Origin of the sequence: Microbacterium sp. NPDC057741 (genome assembly GCF_042798735.1) — a bacterium.
Classification (GTDB): domain Bacteria; phylum Actinomycetota; class Actinomycetes; order Actinomycetales; family Microbacteriaceae; genus Microbacterium.
This window is the reverse complement of record NZ_JBHVJW010000003.1, coordinates 69,344-95,062: the sequence shown is the minus strand read 5'-3', so window position 1 is coordinate 95,062 and position 25,719 is coordinate 69,344. Positions and strand designations below refer to the sequence as shown.

At 69.5% G+C, this 25,719-nt stretch carries 22 protein-coding genes; 5 read left to right on the top strand and 17 right to left on the bottom strand.

Going from position 1 to position 25,719, the window contains the following annotated elements; all coding sequences use genetic code 11:
- Window positions 1-28: 28 nt before the first annotated feature.
- Both ACFVDO_RS11425 and serS read right to left on the bottom strand, forming a co-directional pair.
- Window positions 29-856 carry an HAD family hydrolase gene (locus ACFVDO_RS11425; protein WP_378855456.1) on the bottom strand — a complete coding sequence of 276 codons (828 nt, stop codon included), beginning with the start codon at window positions 854-856 and terminating at the stop codon, window positions 29-31.
- The gene (serS, locus tag ACFVDO_RS11420) at window positions 853-2,124 is read right to left on the bottom strand and encodes a serine--tRNA ligase (RefSeq protein WP_378855454.1); all 1,272 of its coding nucleotides are present in this window, start codon (window positions 2,122-2,124) and stop codon (window positions 853-855) included. Before serS ends, ACFVDO_RS11425 begins: the two co-directional genes overlap by 4 nt.
- A 57-nt stretch (window positions 2,125-2,181) precedes the next feature.
- On the opposite strand from serS, the gene ACFVDO_RS11415 reads away from it, so the two are divergent.
- Window positions 2,182-3,180, top strand: a complete 999-nt coding sequence (locus ACFVDO_RS11415) for a diacylglycerol/lipid kinase family protein (protein WP_378855452.1) — start codon at window positions 2,182-2,184, stop codon at window positions 3,178-3,180.
- Between the two features lies 1 nt (window position 3,181).
- Here the strand turns inward: ACFVDO_RS11415 and ACFVDO_RS11410 are convergent, their stop codons facing one another.
- The 3 genes from ACFVDO_RS11410 to ACFVDO_RS11400 are packed head-to-tail and all read right to left on the bottom strand — an operon-like array spanning window position 3,182 to window position 5,632.
- Window positions 3,182-3,901 carry a hypothetical protein gene (locus tag ACFVDO_RS11410; protein WP_378855450.1) on the bottom strand — a complete coding sequence of 240 codons (720 nt, stop codon included), beginning with the start codon at window positions 3,899-3,901 and terminating at the stop codon, window positions 3,182-3,184.
- A 38-nt stretch (window positions 3,902-3,939) separates the two neighbouring features.
- A complete protein-coding gene (cls, locus tag ACFVDO_RS11405) occupies window positions 3,940-5,403 on the bottom strand; it encodes a cardiolipin synthase (RefSeq protein WP_378855448.1) in 1,464 nt (487 codons plus the stop codon).
- Window positions 5,404-5,455: 52 nt separating this feature from the next.
- A complete protein-coding gene (locus tag ACFVDO_RS11400) occupies window positions 5,456-5,632 on the bottom strand; it encodes a hypothetical protein (protein WP_378855446.1) in 177 nt (58 codons plus the stop codon).
- Between the two features lie 116 nt (window positions 5,633-5,748).
- Between ACFVDO_RS11400 and ACFVDO_RS11395 the strand changes: the two genes are divergently transcribed.
- Window positions 5,749-6,885 carry a DUF4192 family protein gene (locus ACFVDO_RS11395; protein ID WP_378855444.1) on the top strand — a complete coding sequence of 379 codons (1,137 nt, stop codon included), beginning with the start codon at window positions 5,749-5,751 and terminating at the stop codon, window positions 6,883-6,885.
- Between the two features lie 10 nt (window positions 6,886-6,895).
- On the opposite strand, the gene lysS is transcribed toward ACFVDO_RS11395, so the two are convergent.
- Together lysS and ACFVDO_RS11385 are read right to left on the bottom strand one after the other, a co-directional pair.
- The gene (lysS, locus tag ACFVDO_RS11390) at window positions 6,896-8,422 is read right to left on the bottom strand and encodes a lysine--tRNA ligase (RefSeq protein WP_378855442.1); all 1,527 of its coding nucleotides are present in this window, start codon (window positions 8,420-8,422) and stop codon (window positions 6,896-6,898) included.
- A gap of 83 nt (window positions 8,423-8,505) precedes the next feature.
- Window positions 8,506-9,546: a LacI family DNA-binding transcriptional regulator gene (locus ACFVDO_RS11385; RefSeq protein WP_378855440.1), complete on the bottom strand. Its 1,041-nt coding sequence runs from the start codon at window positions 9,544-9,546 to the stop codon at window positions 8,506-8,508.
- A gap of 138 nt (window positions 9,547-9,684) precedes the next feature.
- Between ACFVDO_RS11385 and ACFVDO_RS11380 the strand changes: the two genes are divergently transcribed.
- Together ACFVDO_RS11380 and ACFVDO_RS11375 are read left to right on the top strand one after the other, a co-directional pair.
- Window positions 9,685-12,330 carry a family 20 glycosylhydrolase gene (locus ACFVDO_RS11380; protein WP_378855438.1) on the top strand — a complete coding sequence of 882 codons (2,646 nt, stop codon included), beginning with the start codon at window positions 9,685-9,687 and terminating at the stop codon, window positions 12,328-12,330.
- Between the two features lie 88 nt (window positions 12,331-12,418).
- Window positions 12,419-13,174, top strand: coding sequence for a hypothetical protein (locus tag ACFVDO_RS11375; protein WP_378855436.1), 756 nt, complete (start codon window positions 12,419-12,421; stop codon window positions 13,172-13,174).
- Between the two features lie 5 nt (window positions 13,175-13,179).
- Here the strand turns inward: ACFVDO_RS11375 and ACFVDO_RS11370 are convergent, their stop codons facing one another.
- The 9 genes from ACFVDO_RS11370 to ACFVDO_RS11330 form a co-directional block, all read right to left on the bottom strand.
- Complete coding sequence (locus ACFVDO_RS11370; RefSeq protein WP_378855434.1) at window positions 13,180-13,995, bottom strand: serine hydrolase; 816 nt, start codon at window positions 13,993-13,995, stop codon at window positions 13,180-13,182.
- Entirely contained in the window at window positions 13,992-15,041 is a 1,050-nt protein-coding gene (locus ACFVDO_RS11365; protein WP_378855432.1) for a C45 family autoproteolytic acyltransferase/hydolase, read from the bottom strand. The genes ACFVDO_RS11370 and ACFVDO_RS11365 overlap by 4 nt, the downstream gene beginning before the upstream one ends.
- Window positions 15,041-15,742, bottom strand: coding sequence for a DUF2520 domain-containing protein (locus ACFVDO_RS11360; protein ID WP_378855430.1), 702 nt, complete (start codon window positions 15,740-15,742; stop codon window positions 15,041-15,043). Before ACFVDO_RS11360 ends, ACFVDO_RS11365 begins: the two co-directional genes overlap by 1 nt.
- 29 nt (window positions 15,743-15,771) lie before the next feature.
- Window positions 15,772-16,608 (bottom strand): serine hydrolase, encoded by an 837-nt coding sequence (locus ACFVDO_RS11355; protein ID WP_378855428.1) that lies wholly within the window; start codon window positions 16,606-16,608, stop codon window positions 15,772-15,774.
- Window positions 16,605-17,594, bottom strand: a complete 990-nt coding sequence (locus tag ACFVDO_RS11350) for an LD-carboxypeptidase (protein ID WP_378855426.1) — start codon at window positions 17,592-17,594, stop codon at window positions 16,605-16,607. Before ACFVDO_RS11350 ends, ACFVDO_RS11355 begins: the two co-directional genes overlap by 4 nt.
- Entirely contained in the window at window positions 17,591-19,240 is a 1,650-nt protein-coding gene (locus ACFVDO_RS11345; protein ID WP_378855424.1) for an ATP-binding cassette domain-containing protein, read from the bottom strand. The genes ACFVDO_RS11350 and ACFVDO_RS11345 overlap by 4 nt, the downstream gene beginning before the upstream one ends.
- A gap of 1 nt (window position 19,241) precedes the next feature.
- Window positions 19,242-20,159 (bottom strand): ABC transporter permease, encoded by a 918-nt coding sequence (locus ACFVDO_RS11340; RefSeq protein WP_378855422.1) that lies wholly within the window; start codon window positions 20,157-20,159, stop codon window positions 19,242-19,244.
- Entirely contained in the window at window positions 20,156-21,196 is a 1,041-nt protein-coding gene (locus ACFVDO_RS11335) for an ABC transporter permease (RefSeq protein WP_378855420.1), read from the bottom strand. The genes ACFVDO_RS11340 and ACFVDO_RS11335 overlap by 4 nt, the downstream gene beginning before the upstream one ends.
- Window positions 21,197-21,265: 69 nt before the next feature.
- A complete protein-coding gene (locus tag ACFVDO_RS11330; RefSeq protein ID WP_378858328.1) occupies window positions 21,266-23,119 on the bottom strand; it encodes an ABC transporter substrate-binding protein in 1,854 nt (617 codons plus the stop codon).
- Between the two features lie 331 nt (window positions 23,120-23,450).
- Here ACFVDO_RS11330 and ACFVDO_RS11325 point away from each other — a divergent pair, with 331 nt between their 5' ends.
- Entirely contained in the window at window positions 23,451-24,548 is a 1,098-nt protein-coding gene (locus ACFVDO_RS11325) for a C39 family peptidase (protein ID WP_378858329.1), read from the top strand.
- A gap of 7 nt (window positions 24,549-24,555) precedes the next feature.
- On the opposite strand, the gene ACFVDO_RS11320 is transcribed toward ACFVDO_RS11325, so the two are convergent.
- Complete coding sequence (locus ACFVDO_RS11320; RefSeq protein WP_378858330.1) at window positions 24,556-25,665, bottom strand: M20/M25/M40 family metallo-hydrolase; 1,110 nt, start codon at window positions 25,663-25,665, stop codon at window positions 24,556-24,558.
- Between the last annotated feature and the right edge of the window lie 54 nt (window positions 25,666-25,719).

The window sequence follows — 25,719 nt, the reverse complement described above, 5'->3', positions numbered from 1 at the left end:
AAATACTGGGGAGCACCCCACTCCTTGCTCAGCGCGCGGCGACCAGCAGCGAATCGAGAGCGAGGGCGAGTCCGCCCTCCTCCACCGCGCCGGTGACCTCGCCGGCGGCATCCTTCACGACATCCGGGGCCTGCCCCATCGCCACCGCACGGCCCCCGCCGCGCAGTGACCAGTCGAACATGCCCAGGTCGTTGCGCCCGTCGCCTGCCACCAGCACCCGCTCGGATGCATGGCCGAGGCGCTCTCGCACGCGCGCCAGCGCGGTGCCCTTGTCGACGCCCTGCGGAGCGATGTCGAGCCACGCGGTCCAGCCGATCGCGTACGAGACCTCGTTCAGACCGACCTCGGCCACCAGGTCGTGGAAGTAGTGCTCGTCCTGGCCCGGCGCCACGACGACGACGCGCGAGACCGGCTGGGCGGACAGTTCGGCGAACGGCACCTGGCGACCGTTCGCGAGCATCCAGTCCTCGATGTGCTCGGTGAACAGGCGCTCGCCCGTGCCCGTCTCGACCATGTACCGGGCATCCGGAAGCCGCTCGCCGAGCACCCCGAGCACCTCCGAAGGGTCGAAGGTCTCGACGTGCCAACGCTCCCATTCGCCGTCGACGCGGCGCATGGTCACGGCCCCGTTCGAGCAGACCACGAACTCGGGCTCGAGCCCGAGCGACTCCAGGTGAGGGCGGGTGCCGCCCCAGCTGCGTCCGGTCGCAAGGGTCACGATGTGCCCCGCGTCGCGCAGCCGGCCGATGGCCGCGGGCACGCCCGGGCTCATCGTCTCGTCCTCGAGGATGATCGTGCCATCGACGTCGAGCGCGACGAGCCAGGTGTCGGATGCGGGAAGGGAGGCGGCCGTCATGCCTGCACCGGCTCCAGCACCTCGAGGCCGCCCAGATAGGGGCGCAGCGCCTCGGGAACCCGCACCGAGCCGTCCGCCTGCTGGTGCGTCTCGAGCAGCGCGACGATCCAGCGGGTGGTGGCCAGTGTTCCGTTCAGCGTGGCGACGGGCTGCGTCTTCCCGCCCTCTTCGGTACGGTGCCGCACGTCCAGCCGGCGCGCCTGGTACGTCGTGCAGTTCGAGGTCGACGTGAGCTCGCGGAAGGCGTCCTGCGTGGGCACCCACGCCTCGATGTCGTACTTGCGCGCGGCGCTCGAGCCGAGGTCGCCCGCGGCGACGTCGATCACCCGGTACGACAGGCCGAGAGCGGTGAGCATCTCCTCCTGCAGCGCCACCAGACGCAGGTGCTCGGCCTCGGCATCCTCGGCCGTCGTGTAGACGAACATCTCGAGCTTGTTGAACTGGTGCACGCGGATGATGCCGCGGGTGTCCTTGCCGTACGAGCCGGCCTCGCTGCGGTAGCAGGTGGACCAGCCGGCGTAGCGCAGGGCCCCCTTCGACAGGTCGACGATCTCGTCCTTGTGATAGCCCGCGAGCGGCACCTCGCTGGTGCCGACCAGGTACATGTCCTGCGCCTCGAGGCGGTAGACCTCGTCGGCGTGCTCACCCAGGAAGCCGGTGCCCTGCATGATCTCGGGCCGCACCATGGTGGGGACGATCATCGGCGTGAAGCCGTTCTGCAGCGCCTTGTCGAGCGCCATGTTCATCAGCGCGATCTCGAGGCGCGCACCGAGGCCCTTGAGGAAGTAGAACCGCGAGCCCGACACCTTCGCGCCGCGCTCCATGTCGATCGCGTCGAGCAGCTCGCCGATCTCGAGATGGTCGCGGGGAGTGAAGTCGAAAGTGGGGATGTCGCCGACTCGCCGCAGCTCGACGAAGTCCTCCTCGCCACCGGCGGGCACGCCGTCGATGATGACGTTCTCGATGCGGTCCAGCGCCGCGGATGCGGCATCCGCCGCCTCGGTCGCCGCCTGCTGCGCCTGCTTGACGCGCTCGGCCAGCTCCTTGGCCTGCGCGACCAGCGCGGCCTTCTCGTCCTTGGGTGCCTTCGCGACCTGCTTGCCGAAGGCGTTCTGCTCGGCGCGCAGCTCCTCGAACGAGGTGATCGCTGCCCGGCGCGATCGGTCGGCCTCGATCGCGGCATCGACGGTTTCGGGCGCGTTCCCGCGCGCGATCTGAGAGCGTCGGATGGTGTCCGGCTCGTCACGGAGCAGAGCGAGGTCGATCATTCGGCAAGTCTACCGGCGGGTCGGCGTGCTCCTTCCGGGACGGAATAGAGTGGCGACATGAGCACCCACGGCAACCGGCAGTCGCACGCCGCGCTGGTGTTCAACCCGATCAAGGTCGACGAGAAGCGACTGCACGTCGCGCTGAAAGCCGCTTCGCGGCGGCACGGCTGGTCGCCGCCGAAGTTCTACGAGACGACCGTCGAGGATGCCGGTCAGAATGCCACCGGGCAGGCGATCGAGGATGGTGCCTCGACCGTGCTCGTCGCGGGCGGCGACGGCACGGTTCGCGCGGTCTCCGAGGCGATCGCCGGGACCGGCGTGCCGCTCGCGATCGTGCCAAGCGGCACCGGCAACCTGTTCGCCCGCAACCTCGAGCTGCCGCTCGGCGACCCCGAGAAGATGATCGACGCCGTGTTCAGCGGCAAGACCCATCCGGTCGACATCGGCTGGGCGCACCTCACACGCGAGGACGGCGGCACGTCGGAGCACGCGTTCGTCGTGCTCGCCGGTATGGGCCTGGACGCCGCGATGATCGCGAACACGAACTCGAACCTGAAGAAGCAGGTCGGCTGGGTCGCCTACGTGGACGGCGCCGCCCGTTCACTGCCGGGAGCGAAGCCCTTCCGCACGGTCTACCAGATCGATGACAGGCGACTGCACACCGTCAAGGTGCAGAGCATGCTGTTCGCGAACTGCGGAGCGCTGCCCGCCGGCATCGCGCTGGTGCCGGATGCCTCGATCGACGACGGCACGCTGGATGTCGCGGTCATCCAGCCCACAGGCGCGTTCGGCTGGCTCGGCGTGTGGCGGCGCATCTGGTGGGACAACTCCGTGCTGCGCCGGTTCCGCGCGGGACGCCGGGTGCTGGAGCGCCGCGGACGGGACACCTCGATCCGCTACCTGCGCGGCACGGCGGCCGAAGCCGCCATGACCGAGCCGACCTCGATCGAGCTGGACGGCGACGAGTTCGGCGAGGCGGTGCGCATCCGCTGCCGCATCGACCAGGGCGGACTGCTGCTCGTGCTGCCCGAGCAGCACGACATCAGCCGCTTCTGAGTCAGCGCAACACGTCGACGGTGCCGCTGAGGTTGCCGCCGGTCAGCGTCAGCGTGAACGCGAGATCGTCGTCCACAGGCTGCTCGAGCCCGATCAGGGTCACCCGCGGTGCCATGTCCATCGTGCAGACACGATCGGTCTCCCCGAAGGTCACGGTGGCACCGGCATCCGCCTGCTCGACGCCGGAGACGACAGGCGGACAGGTCGAGGAGCCCCAGGTCAGCAGCGCGATCCCGGAGTCGTCGAACCACCCGGCCGACGGCTTCATCGAGGTGGCTCCCACGGGCTCGGCCGGCAGGGCGTCGAGCTCGGCGTCGTCTGTCAGATCGCCGTACACGACCTTCACCTCGACGTCCTTCGTGACATCGACCTCGACCGGCATGACCGACAGCGACGCCCGCGGGGCGAAGTCCGCGGTGCAGGCGGCCTCCTGGTCCGCATCGGCGAGCGTCACCTCGACGGTCTGCCCGTCGGACGAGACCGACTGCATCTGCGGCACGCAAGTCGACGACCCGTAGGTCACGACGGCGAACGAGCGTCCCTCGTCCAGCCAGGCGACCTCCACGCCACCGGCATCCGGAGAGGAACCCGAGGTGCTGGTCGGCGCGGGGGCCGACGTCGATGTGCCGGCCGGCGACTGCGCGCACCCGGCCATTCCCGCCATCAGCAGGACTCCTGCGGCGAGCGCGGTGGTCGTGTGGAGGATGCGCGTGCTCTTCATGCCTTCACGGTACCGGCATCCGGCATCCACCGCCCTGTCTACTGGAGTGCGGAGGTGAGACGCGCGAGATTGTCCAGCACGGTGGAGCGCAGCGGCTGCTGCTCCCACTCCTCGAGGGTGAGCTCGCGGCTCAGGCTGCGGTACTCGTCCTCGACGGCGCGCATCTCGGTGACGAACTCCTCGCCGCGCACGAGCATCGAGATCTCCATGTTCAGACCGAAGGAGCGCATGTCCATGTTGCTCGAACCGATCACCGCGACGTCGTCGTCGATCGTGAGCGACTTCGTGTGCAGGATGAACGGCTTACGGTACATCCAGATGCGCACGCCGGCTTTCAGCAGCGCCTCGTAGTAGCTGCGCTGGGCGTGATAGACCATCGCCTGATCGCCCTCTTCCGAGACGAACAGCTCGACCTGCACACCGCGGTCGCAGGCGGTGGAGACGGCCAGCAGCAGCGCCTCGTCCGGCACGAAGTAGGGGCTGACCATCATGATCTTCCGCTTCGCGCCGTAGAGAAGCCCGAGGAAGAGCTGCAGGTTGTTCTCGGCCTCGAATCCCGGCCCGGAGGGCACGATCTGACAGTCGAGGTCGCCGCTGCCGGTCTCGACGCGAGTGATGTCGATGCCTTCCGGCACCCGGTCGGTCTCGGCGTAGTAGTCACTGAGGAAGACGGCGTTCACGCTCGCGACGATCGGTCCGTCGACCTTGACCATGAGGTCGACCCAGTGCAGACCGCGCTTGATGTTCTTGCGCAGGTTGTACGACGAGTCGGTGATGTTCTGCGACCCGACGAAGGCGGTCTTCCCGTCGACGACGAGCAGCTTGCGGTGGTTGCGCAGGTCTGGGCGCTGCCAGCGGCCCTGCAGCGGCTGCACGGGCAGCATCTCGTGCCAGTCGGCACCCATCGCCTCGAGGCGCCTGCGGGTCTGCTTGTACTTCGGCTTGCCTCTGTTGGCCCAGAAGTCCAGCAGCACGCGGACGGGGATGCCACGGGCCGCGACCTCCTCGAGGGCGCGGAAGAAGTTGTCGGTCGCGGCATCCGCCTGCAGGATGTAGAACTCGACGTGCACGTATTCGGTGGCCTCGCGGATGGCGTCGGCCATCGCGTCGAGCGACTCCTGGTAGTCGGCGATCAGGTGCGCGCCGTTGTCGCCGGCGAGCGGCATGGCACCGAGTCGCTGGTTCATGAGGACCAGCGGCGGGAACCAGTCAGGCGCGTTCGGGCGCAGCGTGCCGAAGCGCAGGTTGCTGGAGGTGTCAGCGATGTACTCGTTGATCTGCGCCTGCTTGCGGCGACGTGCACGCGGCAGCCGCGGATTGCCGATCAGCAGGAAGAGGATGATGCCGATCTCGGGCAGGAAGAAGATGGCCAGCAGCCATGCCATCGCCGAGGTGGGGCGACGGTTGCGCGGGATGACGATGATCGCGACGACGCGGATCGCGAGGTCGATCACGGCGATGACGGCGACGATCCACCACGGCCAGTTGCTGGTGTTGATCATCCCCCGCCTCCGTCAGTCGCTCGGATCAGCGTAGCGGCTGGCAGGGACGTCGTCAGGAGGCGCGAGGGGGCAGGCCTCGCCGCGCGCGCTCTTCGGCTTCGATCTCGGCGTGCACCTTGCGCTCGGTGCGGTCGGAGCGGAGGATTCCGCGCAGCACGAAGTAGAAGACGAGGCAGACGGCGATGGTCGGAAGGATCGACCAGATCACTGCAGTCCAATAGCTGTCCACCCCTCCATCGTACGCGTGTTCCACTCGCCCTCCCCACCAGGGGGATCCGCACCGATCCCGCGCAGGGCGGGAATTCCCGCGGAGAAGGGCTCCGCTGCCGCGAGCACGCTCGAGCGATGGACACGATCATCAAGGCATCGGATGCCGCAGAACTGCTCAGTCTCGTCCCCGCGCTCGCGGGCTACACCCCGGCGCGCAGCCTGGTGCTGCTGCCGTTCCACGGCACCCGCGCACCCGGCGTGCTGCGGATGGATCTCCCACCCGGCGGCGACGAGCCCTGCGACTTCGTCGATGCCGTGCTCGACCTGCTCACGCAGGTGCGCGGCTGCGATGCGATCGCGCTGGTCGTCTACTCCGATGAGGATGCCACTCCCACGCGCGACGGCCTGGTACTGCCGCAGTCGCTGCTCGTCGAGCACCTGCTCGGCAGCGCGAACGAAGAGGGGTTCCACATCGTCGAGGGGCTGTGCGTGCTGCCTTCGGGGTGGAGCGACTATCTCGACCCAGAGCCCGCGCTGCGTCCGCTCTCCGAGATCCCCGCGGTGCCCGATCTGCCGGGCGTCGACGTCGCGGCCGACCAGCATGCGGGCACCGAACTGCCGCCGGCCGACCTCGCCGCCCGCCAGCGGGTCGGCATGGCGCTGCACGACCTGGACGCCGTGCTGGAGCGGGTGCGATGCGGCGGCGCACAGCTCGGCTCGGAGGAGAACCCGCAGGCCATCGGCGCGGCGGTCATGCTCGACGACATACCCGCCTTCGCCGAGATGCTGCTGGAGGGCGAAGAGGATCCGCCGCCGTTCGCGTGCGCCGCGCTGCTCTGGTGCCTGCACCGTCCCGCGCTGCGGGACGCCGTGCTGGTGCAGTGGGCGAGTGATCACGCCACCGGCATGCGCGCGTTCGATGCGCAGCTGGGGCACGCACGCCACGGTGCGGAGACGCCGAGCGAGATCGGGGACATCTTCCTCGGTCGAGCCGGCGACCCCGATCCGGCCCGACTGCGCCGGGCGCTGGACGTGGTGCGCTACGCCGTGGCCTGCGCACCGCGCGACTTGAAGCCCGGCGCCCTGGCGTCTGCCGCGTGGCTGTCGTGGGCGCTGGGCAGATCGACCCACGCCGACGCCTACCTGCGGATGTCACGGCAGATCGATCCCGACCACGGCCTGACCGGTCTGCTGCTGCGCGTGCTCGAGAGCGCGCTGCTGCCGATGTGGCTGATGGCGCGCGGAGAGCGCCTCGCGGCGCAGGCCGGCTGACCGGCGGGCGTTACTTGACCAGCGGGAAGAGGATCGTCTCGCGGATGCCGAGACCGGTGACGGCCATCAGCAGGCGGTCGATGCCCATGCCCATGCCGCCCGTGGGCGGCATGCCGTGCTCGAGCGCGCGCAGGAACTCCTCGTCGACGCGCATCGCCTCGAGGTCGCCGCCGGCGGCCAGCTTGGCCTGCTCGATGAAGCGCTCGCGCTGGATGACCGGGTCGACCAGCTCGGAGTACCCGGTGGCCAGCTCGAAGCCGCGCACGTAGAGGTCCCACTTCTCGACGACGCCCAGGGTGGAGCGGTGGTCGCGCACCAGCGGCGACGTGTCGACCGGGAAGTCCATCACGAAGGTGGGGCGCGAAAGGCCCGGCTTGACGAAGTGCTCCCAGAGCTCTTCGATCAGCTTGCCGTGCGTGGCGTGCGGGGGCAGCTCGACCTCGTTCGCCTCGGCGAACGCGATCAGGTCCTCGAGCGAGTCCTGCGGGGTGAACTCGCGGCCGGCCGCCTCGGAGAGCGAGCCGTACATCGAGATGCGGTCCCACTGGCCGCCCAGGTCGTACTCGGTGCCGTCTGCCCAGGTCACCGTGGTGGAGCCCGCGACCGCGATCGCCGCGTTCTGCACGAGCTCCTGGGTGAGGTCGGCGATGCCGTTGTAATCGCTGTACGCCTGGTAGGCCTCGAGCATCGCGAACTCGGGGCTGTGCGTGGAGTCGGCGCCCTCGTTGCGGAAGTTGCGGTTGATCTCGTAGACGCGCTCGATGCCGCCGACGACGGCGCGCTTCAGGTACAGCTCCGGCGCGATGCGCAGGTACAGCTCGGTGTCGAACGCGTTCGAGTGCGTGATGAACGGACGAGCGGATGCCCCGCCGTGCTGCACCTGCAGCATCGGGGTCTCCACCTCGAGGAAATCATGGCTGGTGAACGTGGCGCGCAGGCTGGCGTTCACCGCGGCGCGGGCGCGCACCGTGGTGCGGGCCTGGTCGCGCACGATCAGGTCGAGGAAGCGGCTGCGCACGCGGCCCTCCTCGCTGAGCTCGCCGTACACGTTCGGCAGCGGCAGGATCGCCTTCGACGCGATGGTCCAGTCGTCGGCCATGATCGACAGCTCGCCGCGACGGCTGGAGATCACCTCGCCGTGCACGAACACGTGGTCGCCGAGGTCGACGAGCTCCTTCCACGCGGCGAGGGACTCCTCGCCGACGTTCGCGAGCGAGATCATCGCCTGGATACGGCTGCCGTCTCCGGCCTGCAGCGTGGCGAAGCAGAGCTTGCCGGTGTTGCGGCTGAACACGATGCGGCCGGCCACCCCGACGACGACGCCGGTCTCGGCGCCGGCCTCGAGCTCGCCGTACTCCGCGCGGAGCGCCGGGATGGTGTGCGTCACCGGCACGGAGACCGGGAACGCCCCGCCCGCGGCATCCGCGCGCTCGGTGATCAGCTTGTCGCGCTTGGCGAGGCGCACCTCGCGCTGCTCGAAGGTGTCATCCGCCTCGGCGGTGTCGTCTGTGGGCGCGGCTGCGGTCGCGTCGGTCATGTGCGGGCTCCTCGAAAGTCGCCCTCCAGTCTACCGGGGTGCCCCTGTGCGTCCCGCGGAGCCTCCTCGGTCCTCTCGGGGCGTCAGGATGCGGGTGCCACGTCAGCGATCGTGCCGCGGTCGCGCAGCACCGCCGCCTCGATCGCGACGACCTCGGACGCGTGATCGGAGATCTCCGAGATGATAGCGGCGGCCGCGCGGCGACCGAGCGCGAACGAGTCCCGCCACAGCGCCGAGATCTGCGGGGTCGTCGCCTCACACAGCGGCGAGTCCTCCCACGACACGATGCTCAGCTCCTCAGGCACCTCGACCCCATCCGCGCGGGCGCTGCCGAGCACGGCGACGGCCAGCTGATCGTTGTCGGCGATGATCGCGGTCGGATGCTCGTCGCGCAGCCGCCGCCAGGCATCCGCCGCCTCGTCCGGGCTGTAGTGGGTGTGGATGACGCTCAGCGGGCTGATCCCGGCATCGGCCATCGTCGAACGGTAGGAGTCGGCGCGCACGATCGCGTGCGCGAAGTCCGCCGGCCCTGCCACGTACGCGATCCGCCGGTGCCCGCGAGCGACGAGCATCTGAACGAGCGCCGCCATCGGCGAGTCGTCGTCGGCGCCGACCACGGCGATGTCGCCTTCGGCGTGGTCGCGCCCTCCCACCAGTGCGGCAGGGGTGCCGAGCGCCTGCAGCACCTCGGGTCGCGGATCATCCAGCCGGGGGTCCACGACGATGAGTCCGTCGACGCGGCTCTGCGCCGCCCAGAGCCGGTACACGTCGATCTCGGATTCCAGCGAGTCCGCGATCTGGAACGTGAGGGTCAGGCCGCGCGGCGAGAGCTCGGATTGGATACCCGCGATGAAGCGCAGGTAGAAGGTGTCCCTGGCGAGTTCGTCGGCGCCGCGTGCGAGCACCAGGCCGATCGATCCCGTGCCCTGCCCGGCGAGCGCCCTGGCCGCGATGTTCGGCTGCCAGCCGCGCCTGCTCGCGGCCTCGATGATCCGCGCCCTGGTCTCTTCGCCGACGCCCGGCTTGCCGTTCAGCGCGTACGAGATGGCGGCGTGCGAGACACCGAGCTCCGCGGCGAGGTCACGCATGGTGAGCCTCTGCTGGCGTGTCCCCGGCGTCGTCACCCTGCGAATGTAGCGCGCGACCCTGCGAACCCGAAAGCGGCGCAGGATCAGTTCGGGAAGAGTCCTTTACTCCCGTTTACTTAACCGGGTAATCTACCGGCGAGCCGCGCCCGCGGCACCCGGAAGGAGTACGAGGACGTGCACAACAGACGGATTCTGACGATGGCGTCATGCCTCGCCGTGGCGGGAGCGCTGCTCGTCGCACCGGCCGCTGTCCAGGCGGCTGCGAGCGCCGCCGAAGGGCCGGTCGTCATCGACGGCGGCTTCGAGTCGGGGCAGTGGGGTGCGCAGACCCAGCACAACCACGCCGCGCTGATCACCCCCGGTGCCGACGGCACCGGCACCGCTGCCCGCATCGGGCTTCCCTATGCGGACGCCAACACCAAGACCCCGATCGGCGGCAACCTGCCGGTGCGCGGCACAGGGGTCGACCGCGGCATGGTCAACAAGACGGTGACCGGCATCACCCCCAACACCACCTACGAGTTCTCGGTCGCGCTGAAGGGCCAGGGCATCCGCTGGGGCATCTTCGACTCCGAGAGCGCCCCCTACTATCGCGGCCTCGCCCGCGGTGACGGCGGCGGCGAGTACGCGGCCGGCATCACCACGCCCGACGGCGGCACCCAGTGGTCGACCTACCGGACGACCATCACCACCGGCCCGCGCACCACCGAGCTGAACGCCTTCTGCTTCGTGGGCGGCAACGTCTCCCCCGCGTACTGCGACGACTTCACCGTCACCGAGGTCGGCCCGGCGACCAAGCCCCAGCAGGCGCCGACCGGCTGGGACGCCCCGCCCCTGGGTGCGAACGGATACCCCGTCACGATCCCCGCTGTGCAGAGCTTCGCGCCCGCCGACGGCGCATGGAAGGGCGCCGTGCAGCGGATCGTCGTGGATGCGGACTCCGCCGCGAAGATCACCGACGAGGCCGACCTCGGCACGGCGAACCTGCGGAAGCTCGGCGTCACCGACGACGCCACCCTCACCGTCGGCACCGCGCCAGCAGGAAGGGACAGCGTGTTCGTGAAGCTCGGCGACGTGCCGATCCCGGCGAACGCACCGGCCAACGCCCGGAAGCTCGCCGACGAGGCCTACGCCATCGAGTCCACGCCCGACGGCATCGTGATCACCGCCGGCGGCGAGGCCGGAGTGCTGTACGCGTTCAGCACCCTGGGCCAGGCGCTGCAGAGCACCAAGGCGGCGACCGGGGCGACGACCCTTCCCGCCGGCACCGCGGTGAACTGGACCGACATGCGGTTCCGTGCCCTGCAGGTCGACTCTGGACGGCGGTTCTACTCGATCGCCTGGCTGAAGGACCAGATCAAGGACCTGGCCTGGACGAACATGAACACCATGGTCCTGCGGGTCAAGGACGGCCAGGGGCTCCGCGTCGAGAGCGACGTGTTCCCCGAACTGGTCGATCACCTGCCCGACGGAGGTTCCTGGAGCAAGGCCGAGATCACCGACCTCGTGGCGTTCGCCAAGCGGTACCACGTCACGATCATCCCCGAGTTCGACATGCCCGCCCACGCGACTCTCGACGCGAAGGTGTTCCCTGAGCCCGGCTACATGCTCGCCGGCGAGGCCTACAACTACTCCCGGGAGGACGTCCGCAAGCGGCTCGCCGACGTGGCCGTCGAGATGGGCGAGACGTTCCAGTCGCCGTACGTGCACATCGGGGCCGACGAGTTCATGGCCCTCGACTCGCAGACGGTGCTGCAGGACTGGATCCGCTCCGAGACGGGGAACTCCTCGGCGACCACGCGCGACTCGTACGCCTGGTTCCTGAACTACGTCAACAAGGCGCTGAAGGATGCCGGCCGGCACACCATGGTGTGGAACGACCAGCTCAACGGACGCAACAAGATCGTCCCTCTGGACAAGGACATCACCGTCATCTTCTGGGCCGAGATCTACGGCTCCGTCGATGCGAACGACCTGCTCGCGGAGGGCCGTCAGGTGGTGGGCTCCTCGTCCGATCTGTACCACGACCTCTGGCCGACGATGGGCACCGCCGACCTCACCTCGGGCGACACCCGCAACGGCTCGGTCATCAACCGCCCTCTGCCGGAGTACGCATGGAAGAACTACAGCAACCCGTACACCTTCTCGGGCGGCTGGGGTGCTCCGTACGAGGCGAAGCCTGAGCTTCGCGACGACGTCGCAGGGCAGTTCTTCCCCATCTGGGACGACGCGCACGGCTGGGCGCCCGAGTCGGTGCTGACGAACACGCTGATGCCGCGCCTGCGCCTGTTCGCGCAGACCGTGTGGAACTCGCCGCAGCAGGTCGACTCGTTCGCGTCCTTCGATCCCTACCTGCGGTTCCTCGGTCATGCTCCGTACTTCGGCGCCGAACCTGTGTTCCAGGCGCCTCGCACTCCGGAGTGGACGCTCACGTCTTCGTCGGACCCGGCTGCGGAATCGTCAGTGCGCCCGGGCACCCCGGTGAGCTGGACCGTCAGGGCGACCGCATCGGATACGTCTGTGAAGGAGGCGACGGTGCGGATCGACCTCGCCGATGTCGTGGACAACACGTCCCCGGTGCGCGTGACAGCGAGTTCGGGACGAGTGACGCTGAAGGGAGCGACCGCGGTCTGGAAGGGAGACCTTCGAGCCGGTGACGCGGTGCGAATCACCGTGTCCGCCCGAATCACCGGTCCCGTGGCGAAGCCCGGTTCCGGACGGAACAACACGGTCGAGCTCGCGGTCGACGGCACGGCTGCGCGCGCGGTTCTCACCGACTGCGAGGGCTGCACCGGAGATGTGCTGACCGTCGCCAGGTGACGAGGGCTGCAGAGGCGGAGCCGGGTCGGATTCCGATCCGGCTCCGCCGTGACCGGCGAACTCATGGCAGCCGGGTATGCTCCTGCGCATGAGCCGCTCGATCCTCCGCGGCGCCCTGGCCGCCACCGCCGCAGCTCTACTGCTGACCGGCTGCACTGCGTTGCCCTTCACGACGCCGCCCCTCAGCCACGAGGTGGTGCTGAGCGTTCCCTCGGGCAGAGCGGAGGCCGTCGCCGAGCATCTCGGGCATCGGCTCGAGATCGCCGGAATCTCCGAGCGCAGCATCGAGACCGACGGCGACAAGGTGACCGTGCACTACAACCCTCCGCGGAAGGACGGCAAGGACCAACAGGTCCGCGCGGATCTCTTCACCGCTCCTGGCGACTTCGCGATCCGTCCCGTCGAGGCGCAGGACAACGAAGCAGGCGCGTCGGCGGACTGCGCGGACGACCGGTCCGCCTGCATCGTGACGACCGATGAGGACGAGGTGCTCGAGCTGGGACCGGTCGAGGTCACGGAGAAGGACCTCAGCACGACGAAGGCAGTGGTCGTACAGAACCAGTGGAGCGTGCAGGTCGACTTCACCAAGAGCGGTGCGGACGCGATGGCTGAGCTCTCCGGGTCCGTCGCCTGCGCGGCGGACCCGGGGCTGAAGCGCATGGCGATCCTGCTGGACGGCACACTCCTCTCCGCACCCACGCTCCAGCTGGAGTGCGGGCAGACGCTTCCCGGGTCGGTTCAGATCGCCGGGCAGGACTTCGACCGCGACAAGGCTGCGCAGTATGCCGCGCTCATGGGGACGACGCTGCCCGACGGCGTGAAGGTCGTGTCCTCGAAGCCGTAGAGGGCTCAGCCGCCCAGTTCGCCGCGGAGCACGAGCCCCGCTCGCCGCATCACCTCGAGCACGCGGTCGCGGGCGGGTGCGTCGCGCTCCCAGTTGATCAACACGGCATAGGCCAGGCGCCGCTCCGGCGACATGACAAGGCCGACGTCGGCGCGCACAGTGCTGATCGTGCCGGTCTTGTTCCACAGCCAGATGTCGCGATCGAAGAGGTAGTGCGCGAGCGGGTCGAGCCCGAACGCCGAGCCGACCATGGACAGGTCCATCCCGGCTCCGAGCCATCGCTGCAGGGTGTCCGCCGAGGCCGGGCTGAGGTCATCACCGCGGGCGGTGCGCGTCACGAAGCGCACCATCTCCTCCGCGTTCGCGTGCGACAGCGTGCGCGGGGCGCCGGGCGGCAGCGGCCAGCGCACCACGTCGTCGAGCCCGGAGTGCGCATAGCCGAGCGCCCGGGTGTGCTGCTGCACGACATCCAGTCCGATGACCCGGCACAGGGTGTTGGTCGCGGCATTGTCGCTGGTGGCTCCGATCAGCGCCGCCACGTCGTACAGCGACAGGGTGTCCTGCTGCAGCAGGTACCAGATGCCGGAGTTGTCGAACTGCTCGACCGGGCGCCGGGTCACCCGTTCCTCGAGACTGCGGGTGCCCTGATCCACCTCCGACAGCAGGCGATGAAGCAGGAAGATCTTGCCCACGCTCGCCGTGTCGAGCACCCGATCGGGATGGTGGCGGAACACCTCTGCTCCTGTGTCGACGTCCGCGGCGAGCGCCGACACTGTCAGCCCCGGGAACTCCTGCTCCAGCTCGTCGAATCCGATCGTCACAGCGACACACGCTCCCCTCGCGCGAATGCGCTCCATCGGCCGCGCCAGGGCGCTCCGCTCCCGGCGAGAAGGATCTCGTCAGCGGCGGTGTCGACCACGGCCGTGACGAAGGTCCACATGTCATCGGACCGACCCAGCACGCCGGGGGTCCGCAACGCCGCGAACACGTCATGTGCCGTCTCCGGTGCCCCGCATCCGTTCAGCACGCCGAGCCGGTTCCTGCTCTCCTGCAGCCATTCGTCGTCGGCGGGGACGGCGAGGCCGTCCTCGGTGCCGTCCACGAGACGCAGGTGGTTCGTGTGCCGATATGCGCCCGACGTCTTCGCGGTGCGCCCCGCAGCATTCTCGATCAGGTCGGCCCGCCCGCCGGCGTCCGCGACATCGAACGCGAACCCGCCGGCGCACGGCACACCGGACAGCGCGGCGCGCGCCGCGCCTCCGTCGTGCTGGCGCTGCGCGTGCCGGGCGACGAAGTGCCGCCCGGCGCCGTCCGTGTTCGCCACTGCGACGGGAACATGGTCCATGCCGAACGCGAGGCCGGCCGAGGTCGTGACGAACGCGTTCGAGGGCAGCATGCCCGGGTACCAGACGGCGGTGACCGCGGGATCCCCCTCGATGTCGAGCGTGACCAGCCGGATCTCCTCGTGCAGCTCGCCGTCGCCGTCCTCGTTGTGTCCCATCAGCACACCGGCATCCGTGGTCAGCGCGACATCGCTGCATCCCGTGCCGTCACTGCCCAGGTCGCCGCGCAGGTTCCGTGCCCACACATCCCGCTCCGGCATCCCCGCTCCCTCGGCGATCCACGCGAGCTCCTGCGATTCGAGAGGCAGCAGCCGTCGCGTCGAGGCGATGACGGCGTCGAGCCGCGCGGCGGCGACGCCGTCCGCTCGGTGCATCTGCGCCTCCCAGCTCCCGCCCGGCAGATCGCGGAACGCGCGGATCGCATCGGCGTGCTCGCGGCCGAGAGCGCGCAGGACGTCCTCGCGCCCACCGCGGAACACGCTCCAGGCGAGGCCCGAGACGGGTTCGAGGTGGGTGATCTCCATCAGACGTCCCTGAGGTCCGGCGCGGGATCGGATGCCTCGCGAAGAGCGCGCTCCACCGTGGACTGCACCAGCGCCGAGAGGTAGCCGCCGGGATTCTCCACCCCGATGCCGCGCAGCAGACCAGTGGCCTGTCCGACGATCGAGCGGGAGAACTCGGATGCCGTGGCGATCGCCTCGGCGTATGCCGCACGATCCTCTTCGGCGACGACGACCGGCTCGCAGCCGAGCTCCACCGCCAGTGCCTGCGCGATCGGCAGCACCGCCGCGGGTGCGGTGACCGCCGCGTACGACGCCTGCAGCTGACGCAGATCGACGGTGGTGCCGGTGAACGAGATCGCCGGATGCACGGCCAGCGGGATCGCGCCTCGCTCGGCGGCCGGCCGCAGTACCTCGATGCCGTACTCGGGATCGGTGTGCAGCACGAGCTGACCCATCTGCCAGCCCCCGGTCCCGGCGAGCCCCGCGACGAGGCCCGGCAACTGGTCGTGCGGCACAGCCAGCACGACCAGCTCGCTGCGCCTGACGACCTCGGTTGCATCGAGCACTTCCGCCCCGGGCAGCACGGCCGCCGCGCGGTCGTCGTCCGAACCCGAGGTGATCCCCGTGATCGCGTGTCCTGCTCCGGCGAGCGCGGCACCGATCACCGGCCCCACCCGCCCCGCGCCGATGATGCCGACGCCGAGTCGTCCGTTCCGAGTCATCCGTCGATGCTAACGCCGTGAGTCACGGCTCAGAGCGCGGCGTCGTCGCGCGCGAGGCCGGTGACGTGTGCCCGCAGCTGCTCGCCGATCGCGCGCATCGCGTCGATCACCGGGGCGCGCAGATCCTCCGTGCTGCCCTTCCAGTTCGCTGCCACCGCATACGCGACGGTTGCGGCGGGGCCGGAGAGGTGCCCGGTGTCGATGCGTGCGAACGACGTGCTGCCGGTCTTGTGACGCAGCACCATGTCCTGGTACTCGGGCTCGACGTGCGCCAGCGGATCGAGCAGCAGGGAGTCCGCCACCATCGAGGTGTCGGCGTTCGCGGCGAGCCAGGTCAGCACCTGCGCGCTCACCGCGGGCGAGACCACCTCGCCCGCGCCCAGCCTGCGCATCACGTCGGCGAGCTCGGCGCCGGTGCCGAACGACGGCGTCCACGGCAGATCCGGCGTGCGCTCCGAGCGGATGTAGTCGTGCAGGGCCGTGTCGGTGTACCCGAGCGACGGCGCGACCGCGCGCACCTCCTCCAGCCCGCACAGCGCGATCAGTGCGTTGGTGGCGAGGTTGTCGCTGAACGCGCCGACGAACAGAGCGGCATCGTGCACGGACAGCGCCTGATCCCGCATCCGGTACAGCAGTCCGGAGTCCTCGACCACGTGCTCCGCGGGGATCGGCACGATCTGATCCGCCGTCAGCGAGCCATCGGCGAGCCGCCGCGCCACCTCGATCAACAGGAAGATCTTGCCGATGCTCGCGGTCTCGCACTGCTGGTCGGGCGTGTGCTCGGCGAGCACGGCGCCGGTTCCGGCATCCACGACGCGGATCGACCAGGTGACCCGCTCATCCAGCTCCGGCAGTTCGATCGTCATCGCAGTTCCTCTCCGACGACCAGCCGGATGCCGGATTCCCCGGCCTCAAGCGCACCGTCCACGTTCAGCGGCAGGCTCAGCGCGTTCGGGTCGTGCCCGAAGCCCTGCTCCCAGAGCACCGGCTTGCCGAGCTCGGCGAAGTACTCCGTCATGAGGGCGCGAACCCCGTCGAGGTCGGCCACCCCGTCACGCACCGCGCAGTTGTGCCACGAGCCGAGCACGATGCCGGATGCGGCGTCGATGCGCCCTGCGCGCAGCAGAGCCAGCAGGAAGCCGTCCAGCCGGTACAGATCCTCGTCGATGTCCTCGAGGAAGAGGATGCCGTCCGGCGTCACGGCCGCTTCGGGCGCCCCGAGTGCACCGGCGAGCAGCGCCAGGTTGCCACCGGTGAACCGGCCCGCCGCGCTTCCCGCCACGAGCACCTCCGCCGCGGGTCCCACGATCGAACGCCCTCCCCACGGCTCGAACAGCCAGCGGTGCACGTCGTCGCGAACGATCTCGGAGTCGCGGAACACGTCATTGCCCGGCATCGGGCAGAACAGCGTCGGCACATCGAGGTGCACGCGGAACGCCTCGTGCAACGCGGTGATGTCGGATGATCCGGTGAGCAGCTTCGGCCGGCCGTCACGGCGCAGCGCCGCTCCGCGCATCAGGTCCCAGTCGATCCCGTCCAGCAGACGCATCGCACCGTAGCCGCCGCGCACGCACACGACGGCGGCGGTGTCGGGATCGAGCCAGGCGTCCACGAGGTCGTCGCGGCGTCCGGCATCCGGTCCTGCGAGGTACTTCGCCCGCGGATGCGGATGCAGCACGTGCTCGCCGACGGTGACCTCGAGCCCCCAGTCGCGGTAGTACCCGACCGCGCGCTCCAGGCTCTCGGCGTCGCCGAGACCGGAGGGTGTGATGAAGTGCATCCGGTCTCCCGGCCGCAGCGGAGCCTCGGTCAGGTAGGCGTGCCGGTCCACGGCCACGGCGGTCCCGCTCACGCTCCGGTCCGCTCGATCGTCGGCGCCGCGGCGAGCAGGCGCTTGGTGTAGTCGTGCTGCGGATCCAGCAGCACCTGCTCGGTGGTGCCGTACTCCACGATCTCGCCCTCCAGCATCACCGCCACGGTGTCGGCGATGTTCCACGCCAGCCCGAGATCGTGTGTGATCACCAGGGCGCTCAGACCCAGCCGATCGCGCAGGGAGAGCAGCAGGGCGAGGATCTCGCCGCGCACCGAGGCGTCCAGAGAGGCGACGGGCTCGTCGGCCACCAGCAGCTGCGGGCCGAGCGCGAGCGCCCCGGCGATCACTGCGCGCTGGCGCTGCCCACCGGACAGCTCCTGGGGGATCGCGGTCATGAACCGCTCCGGCGGCGTCAGCTCGGCATCCGTCAGGCTCTGCGCTACCCGCTCGGCCTCGTCACCGGGGTAGCGCTGCACGCGCAGCCCCTCGGCGACGGATTCGTAGATGCTCAGCTTCGGGTTCAGCGCCGCGGTGGGGTCCTGCAGCACCATCTGCACCTCGCTGCGGAACGCCCGCAGCGCCTTGCCGCCGCGCGGCAGATCCTGCCCGCGGAACCGCACCGACGAGGGCTCGTCCGCGTGCTGAAGCCCGACGAGGGTGCGCGCCAGGGTGGTCTTGCCCGAGCCGGACTGGCCGACCAGAGCGAGAATCTCACCGCGGCGCACCTCGAGATCGACGTTCTTCACCGCGCGCAGCGCCTCGCCGCGACCGTGGAAGGTGACGTTCAGCCCCTTCGCCTGCAGCAGCACTTCGTCGGTCAGGCCCCGCTTCTCGCCCGCATCCGCCGGGCGCTCGCGCCGTGTCACCGGGTTCAGGCGGGATGCCGGATCTCCGATGGTCGGGAACGCGTCGGCGAGCTGCTTCGTGTACGGGTGCTCCGGTTGCAGGCACACCCGCAGCGACTCCCCCACCTCGACCAGCTCGCCGTCGCGCATGACAGCGATCCGGTCGCAGGCGGTCGCGAGCACCGACAGGTCGTGACTGATCATCAGCATCGAGATGCCGCGGTCGGTGACCAGCGCGCTGATCATCTCGAGGATCTGCTTCTGCACGATCACGTCGAGGGCCGTGGTCGGCTCGTCGGCGATGATGATGTCGGGCTCACAGGCCAGCGCCATCGCGATCATCACGCGCTGCTTCTGCCCGCCCGACATCTCGTGCGGGTAGGCGTCGATCTTCTGCGGAGCGAGGTCGACCACGCGCAGCAGCTCGGCGACGCGCGCCTTCCGCTCCTTCTCGGTGCGCCAGGCATCCGTGACGTGCAGCTCGAGGGCCTCCATGATCTGCTGGCCCACGGTGCGCACCGGGTTCAGGGAGTGCATCGCGCCCTGGAAGATGATCGAGGCGTCGGCCCAGCGCAGCGCGCGCAGCGCGCCGAAGCTCAGCTCGGTCACATCCGTGTCGCCGACGAGCACGCGGCCGGTCAGCTTCGCGTTGGCGGGCAGCAGCCGCAGCACGCTCATCGCGAGCGTGGACTTGCCCGAGCCGGACTCGCCCGCCACCCCGAGGGTGCCGCCCGCGGGCAGCTTCAGCGAGATGTTCTTCACCGCGTGCACCTCGCCACGGCCGCCGCGGCCCGACGTGCGGTAGGTGATCGAGACGTCGTCGAAGGTCAGATCCGGCATCTCAACGGCTCCTCAGGGTCGGGTTGATGATGTTCTCCACGGCACGGCCGACCAGCGTGAACGCCAGCACCACCAGCACGATCGCGACACCGGGCACCAGCACGTACCACCAGTAGCCGGCCGTCGCCGCGGAGTAGTCCATCGAGTTCTTCAGCACCGATCCCCAGGACTGCATGGTGGTGTCGCCGAGGCCGAGGAATGACAGCGTCGACTCGGCGATGATCGCCGATCCGACGGTGAGCGTGGTGTTGGCGAGCACGAGCGGCAGCACGCCGGGCAGCAGGTGCTTGACGATGATGTGCCAGTGGCCCGCGCCGAGCACCCGGGAGCGCTCGATGTAGTCGCGTGACTCGACCGACAGGGTCTGCGAGCGGACCACGCGGGCAGTGCCCGCCCAGGAGGTGAGACCGATCGCGATGACGATCGTCCAGACGCCCCGGGACAGCACCGAGGAGAGCACGATCGCGAGGATCAGCGACGGGAGCACCAGGAAGAAGTCGATGATGCGCATCAGCAGCCCGCCGGTCCAGCCGGTGAAGTGGCCGGCGCCGATGCCGACGATCGTGCCGATGAGCATCGACACGGCGGTGGCCGCGAAGCCGACGATCAGCGAGACCTGCGCGCCCCACACCATCCGCACCCAGATCTCACGACCCAGGTGGTCGGTGCCCAGCGGATGCTCCCACGACGGCGGCGCGAAGCGCGGTGCGTCGATCAGCTTCGTGGCATCCAGCATCCATGCCGGGGCGAGCAGCGGCGCGAGGATGGCGACCACGATCACGACGACGAGGAAGATCAGGCCGGCCATGCCGGTGCGGCTGCGGGCGAACTCGCGGCAGAAGGCGCCGAACGCCTTGCGGCGGCGCGCCCATGCCATGCTGCGCGGCGAGCGCGCGATGGTGGCGGTCTGAGCGCTCATGCGTGCCTCACTCTCGGGTCGAGCACACGGTAGATGAAGTCGGCGATGAGGTTCATCACGATGATGATCGCCGAGAAGACGACGAAGGTGCCCTGCAGCAGAGGCAGGTCAGGGCCCTGGATCGCCTCGAAGGTGAGCTTGCCCAGCCCCGGCCAGGAGAACACCGTCTCGACGGTGACAGCACCGGCGATCAGTCCGCCGAGATGCATGAACACCAGCGTGACCGCGGGCAGCAGCGCGTTCGGCACCGCGTGCCGGCTGCGCACCAGGTCGTCGCGCAGGCCCTTCGCCCGTGCGGTGACCAGGTAGTCGGCGCTCTTCTCCTCCATGACGGATGCCCGCATCACGAGCACGTACTGGGCGTACACGACCGCGACCATGGTGATCACGGGCAGCACCATGTGCGAGATCACGTCCAGGATCTGGCCGATCACGTCGTCCGGCGGGTTCGGCGAGGTCATGCCGCCGGTGGGGAACCAGTGCAGCGTGCCGCCGAAGATCATCAGCAGCAGCAGGCCGAGCCAGAAGGTCGGCACCGACCACAGCACCAGGGAGGTGCCGGTGGTCATCTTGTCGAACCTGGAACCGTGCAGCCATCCGGCCTTCTGGCCGAGCCAGAGACCGAGCGTGATCGCGATGATCGCGGCGGTGCCGGTGAGCAGGATCGTGTTCCAGAAGTACTCGCCGATCAGCGACGAGACCGACTGCTTGTACACGTAGCTCTCACCGAAGTTCAGTGTGAACACGTTGCCGAGGTAGCTGACGAACTGCTGCCAGAGCGGCTGGTCCAGCCCCATCTGGCGGCGCAGCTCGGCCATCTGCTCCGGCGTCATGATGCGATCCTTGGCGATCGATGCCACGGGATCGCCGGGGAGGATCTTGAAGGCGAAGAATCCCAGCAGGATGACCATCGCCAGGCTGATCAGCGCGCCGCCGATCTTGGTGAGCGCGTATTTCAGCGCGGGGACGCCGCGCGGCGGCGTCTCGCCCTGCTCCTCCAGGATGACGGCCTCTGTGGCCGGCACCGCATTCGACATCTGCGTCTCCTTCTGCTGTCGCCGAGATGGCGGGGGCCCGGTCAGGCCCCCGCCATCCTGGTCAGGGTGTCATTCGACGTCGGCGCTGTTCCGGCGTCGCATCATGAAGAAGACGATGCCGCCGATCACGATGACGGCGATCACCACTCCCGTGACGATCAGCCCGACGTTCGACCCGCTGTCCGTGGCCGCGGACTCGTCTCCGGCCGCACGCACGGTGAGGTAGCCCCAGTAGCCGGACTGGTTGGCGATGATGCCGTCCTTCTTCGGCATGTACGAGAAGTCCTGGAACCGGTCGGAGCGGTACGCCTCGAGGCTGTTGGCGTACCAGATCGCGATCTGCGGGGTCGCGGTGTAATTCATCTCGAGCATCTGACGCACGATGTCCTCGCGCTTGCTCTCGTCGAGCTCGGTGTGCTGCTCGTTGTAGAGCTTGTCGAACTCCGGATCGCACCAGCCGTCCTGCGACGTGCCGCCGGTGCCGTCGGTCTTGGTCGCCAGGCCGGAGCAGGTGTTGATGCCCAGCTGGTAGTCGGGGTCGGCGCCCTGGCTCCAGCCGCTGACGTACATGTCGTAGTTGCCCTTGGTGGTCTCGGCCGAGATCGTGTCGGTGTCCGACGACTCCACCTTGATCGCGATCCCGATGTCCTTCATCCACGGGACGAAGTACTCGGCCGTGGACTGCTCGAGCGGGGCGCTCGAGTCCACGAACATCCGCAGCTGGAGCTTCTTCCCGTCCTTCTCGCGGATGCCGTCGGCGCCGGCCTTCCAGCCGGCCTCCTCGAGCTTCTGCTTCGCCGCGTCGGGGTCGAACTTCATGATGGCCTTGTCATCGGCCGGCAGCGCCCACTTCGGGTACGAGGCCGGGATGAAGCTGGTGGCCTCGACGCCGTAGCCGCCGAGCACCTTGTCGAGCAGCGTCTTGGTGTCGGTGCCGAGTCGGATCGCCTGACGGACGGCCTCGTCCTGCAGGGCGGGGTTGCCGTTGCCGTAGGGGGTGCCGTCCTGGGTCTTCGCGCCGACGTTGAAGCTGAGCGCCGTGTAGCGGCGACCCTGGCCGGAGTGCGTGGTGATGCCCTTCACACCGTCGAGCGCCTCGAACTGGGTCGAGGTGAGACCCGTGACCATGTCGACGTCGCCGGAGCGCAGCGCCTGCACCTGGGCGTCGGAGTTGGTGTAGTAGATGTACTGGATCTTGTCGATCTTCGGAGCGCCCTTCCAGAACTCCTTGTTCGCCTTCAGCACGATGGACTGGTTCGCCTTGTAGCTCTCCAGCAGGAACGGACCGGAGCCGACGACGTCCTTGTCGTTCGCGTACTCGGCGGGGTTGTCGATCTTCTCCCACACGTGCTTGGGCACGACCGGGATCTCGACGCCGGGGTTCGACGCCTGCGGCTCCTTCATGTTCAGCACGACGGTCTTGTCGTCCGGCGTCTCGATGGAGGAGACGTTGGCGAGAAGGCCGCCGTTGGCGACGCCCATCGCCGGGTCGTCGATCATCGACTGGTAGGTGTAGGCGACGTCGGCCGACGTGATCGGCTCACCGTCGGACCACTTCAGGCCGTCCTGCAGGGTGAAGGTCCAGACGGTTCCGCCCTCGGTCGGTTCCCACTTCTCGGCGAGGCCCGTGGTGGGCGACCCGTCCTCCTGGGAGTTCTGCACGAGGAACTCGTAGGTGTAGCGCAGGATGTTCGTGGGCGTCAGGTAGATCGACGTGAACGGGTTGAACGAGTCCACGAAGCCCGAGGTGGCGATCCGGAGCGTCTTCGCATCGGATTTGCTCGAGGGCGGCGCCGAGGAGTCCGCGGCGTGGATGCCGGTGGGGCTGGCGGCGTTCGCGACCGTTGCGGGGGCGACGACCATCGCGGCGGCCGCCGCCACGCACAAGGCGCGGATCAGATATTTGCTGTGACGAGTTCGCATCAGGGTCCTTCTTTCGGTGCGGAGCCGTGGGGAGGCGGCCCCCTGGGGATTCAGTTATCGAACCGCACGTCGCGCGTCTGGTCAACAGATTCGTACCAGATCGTTGCCATCGAAGGGAGTTTCGCGCTGTCATCCTCGACTTATCGCGATCAGTTTCTCGGCGGCTGCATTGACGCGCCTACAGCCTACGACACGTGTCATGCCCTGGGGAAACAGGTTTCCGGACGGTTGTGATCCCGCGACCCGCACAGGGTGCACAGCCTTGACATCACACCGCCGAGCGACCGATGATCCGTTACAGATCATCGGTCCTAACTTTTAGGGAGCCCCCGTGCCGACTCCGACCACGTCCGCCGTCCCAGTCACGACGCCGAGGTGGCGCACGCGCCTCCTGCGCGCCGATCCTCAGGTCGGCTGGGAGGGGCGCACGTGGACGTCCGCGGCGCTGGAGCCCGGCTTCGCCGCGGATCAGGCGATCGCGTCCTGGAACGCGGATGCCGGGGTCACGGCGCACGTCGAGATACGTGCACGTGATGTCGACGCTACCTGGTCGGAGTGGCTCCACCTCGCCGAGTGGGGCGAGCCGGGCGCGCGCCGCAGTCCCGAACAGGCCGTGGACGGCACGTCGGATGCTGCGGATGCCGCGCCGTTCGTGGACACCGACGTACTGAAGGCGGCACCGGGGCATCTGTTCGACGCCGCTCAGCTGCGCATCACCCTCGACGGGCGACCCGAGGGACCATCGCGTCTTCGCCTTGCCGCAGTGAGCTTCACCGCACCGGCCGACGCCGGCCCGCTCGAGGACGACTCCTCCGCGGGCGCGGTCGGCGCGGCGGCCGTACTGCGTCCGCTCTCGCAGCGCGCATATCCGAAGCGTGACGACCTGGGCGGCGGTGGCCCGGTGTGGTGCTCCCCCACCTCGCTCACGATGGTGCTCACCGCCTGGGGCGCCGATCTGCCTGAGGCGCCGGCGGATGCCCCGGACGGCGCCGACCCGCACGTGCCGTGGGTGGCCCGCGCGGTGTACGACACCGTCTACACGGGCACCGGCAACTGGTCGTTCAACACCGCGCTCGCCGGCAGCCTCGGCTTCGATGCAGTGGTCACCCGGTTGCCGTCGCTGCGCGATGCGAGGACGCTGACGGATGCCGGCATCCCGGTGGTCTCCTCGATCCGGTTCGCCGACCGTGCCGAACTGCCCGGCGCCGACTACGAGGCGCCCACCGGCCATCTCGTCGTGATCCGCGGGTTCACTCCGGAGGGTGACGTCCTGGTCGCCGACCCGGCCAGCCCCGGCGGGCCCGAGGGTCTGCGCACCTATCCGCGTGCGGCCTTCGACACCACCTGGTCGCGCAGCCGCCGCACGGTGTACCTGGTCGTGCCGCGCGGGCAGGAGCTGCCGGATGCTGCGGGCGACGGCGCCTGGTAGCCGGCGGTCAGACGGCCGCGAGCACGGCCTCGAGCAGGTCGATGCGGGAGGCCAGCGACGACAGCGAGGCGTGCTCGCCGACGGCGTGGGCTCCGCCGCCGCGCGGTCCGAAGCCGTCGATCGTCGGGATGCCGAGGCTGCCCAGCAGGTTCGCGTCGCCCGCTCCGTCGGCGGGCCGGCCGTCGACGGACTGACCGATCCGGCGACCGGCCTCGGCGACCAGCGCGAGCAGGCCCTCGTCGGCCGCGGAGGGACTCCACGCCGGGCGATGGCTGAGCACGACGGTCTCGACGACGGCACCCGCACGCTCCGGGGCGAGCGCGCGCAGCGCCCCGAGCACCCGGTCCTCGGTGGCGCCGTCCAGGAACCGAAGCCCGATCTCGGCCGCGGCCTCGGCCGGCACGACGTTCGCCCGTCCGCCGCCGCTGAGCGTCCCGACGTTGCAGAGCACCTCCGACTCCAGCGCGGGATCGGCCACGACGGACCGGATCGCCACGAGTTGGTCTACGAGCTCGTCGATCGCCGAGATCCCGGCATCCGGATCGAGCGCGGCGTGCGCGGCGCGGCCGCGCACCTGCACGCGCAGCCGGGTGCTGCCGCGCCGGCCGACCTTCATCGCGCCGTCGGGATGCGGCGACTCGAAGCCGATCGCGCCCGCCACGCCCGCCGCGCACGCGCGCAGCAGGTCCTGCGAGTGCGGCGAGCCGATCTCCTCATCGCTGACCAGGATCGCTCGCACGGCCCGGTGGCGTCGACCACGCAGCCGTTCCACGGCGGCGATCATCGCGACCAGACCGCTCTTCATGTCGTAGACGCCGGGGCCGCGGACCACGTCGCCGTCCGCGATCCAGGGCACCTCACCCGCAAGAGTGCCTCGCGGCCAGACGGTGTCGGTGTGCCCGACCAGCAGCAGCGGCGCACCCTCGCCGCGCACCTCGGCAACGAGATGGGGACCGCTGTCGCTCTCGACCAGGCGCACCGAGGCACCGGCATCCGTCCACCACTGCGCGAGCAGGTCGGTGATCTCGCGGGCCGCGTCGACGTCGGAGGAAGGGGACTCGATCTCGACCAGCCGGTGCAGCCTTGCCAGCACGCGGTCCGCTTCGGGTTCCGTCACGATCGCCCCCTTCGTTGGGTGTTATGAAACATATCGGATGATTGATTCCCCCAT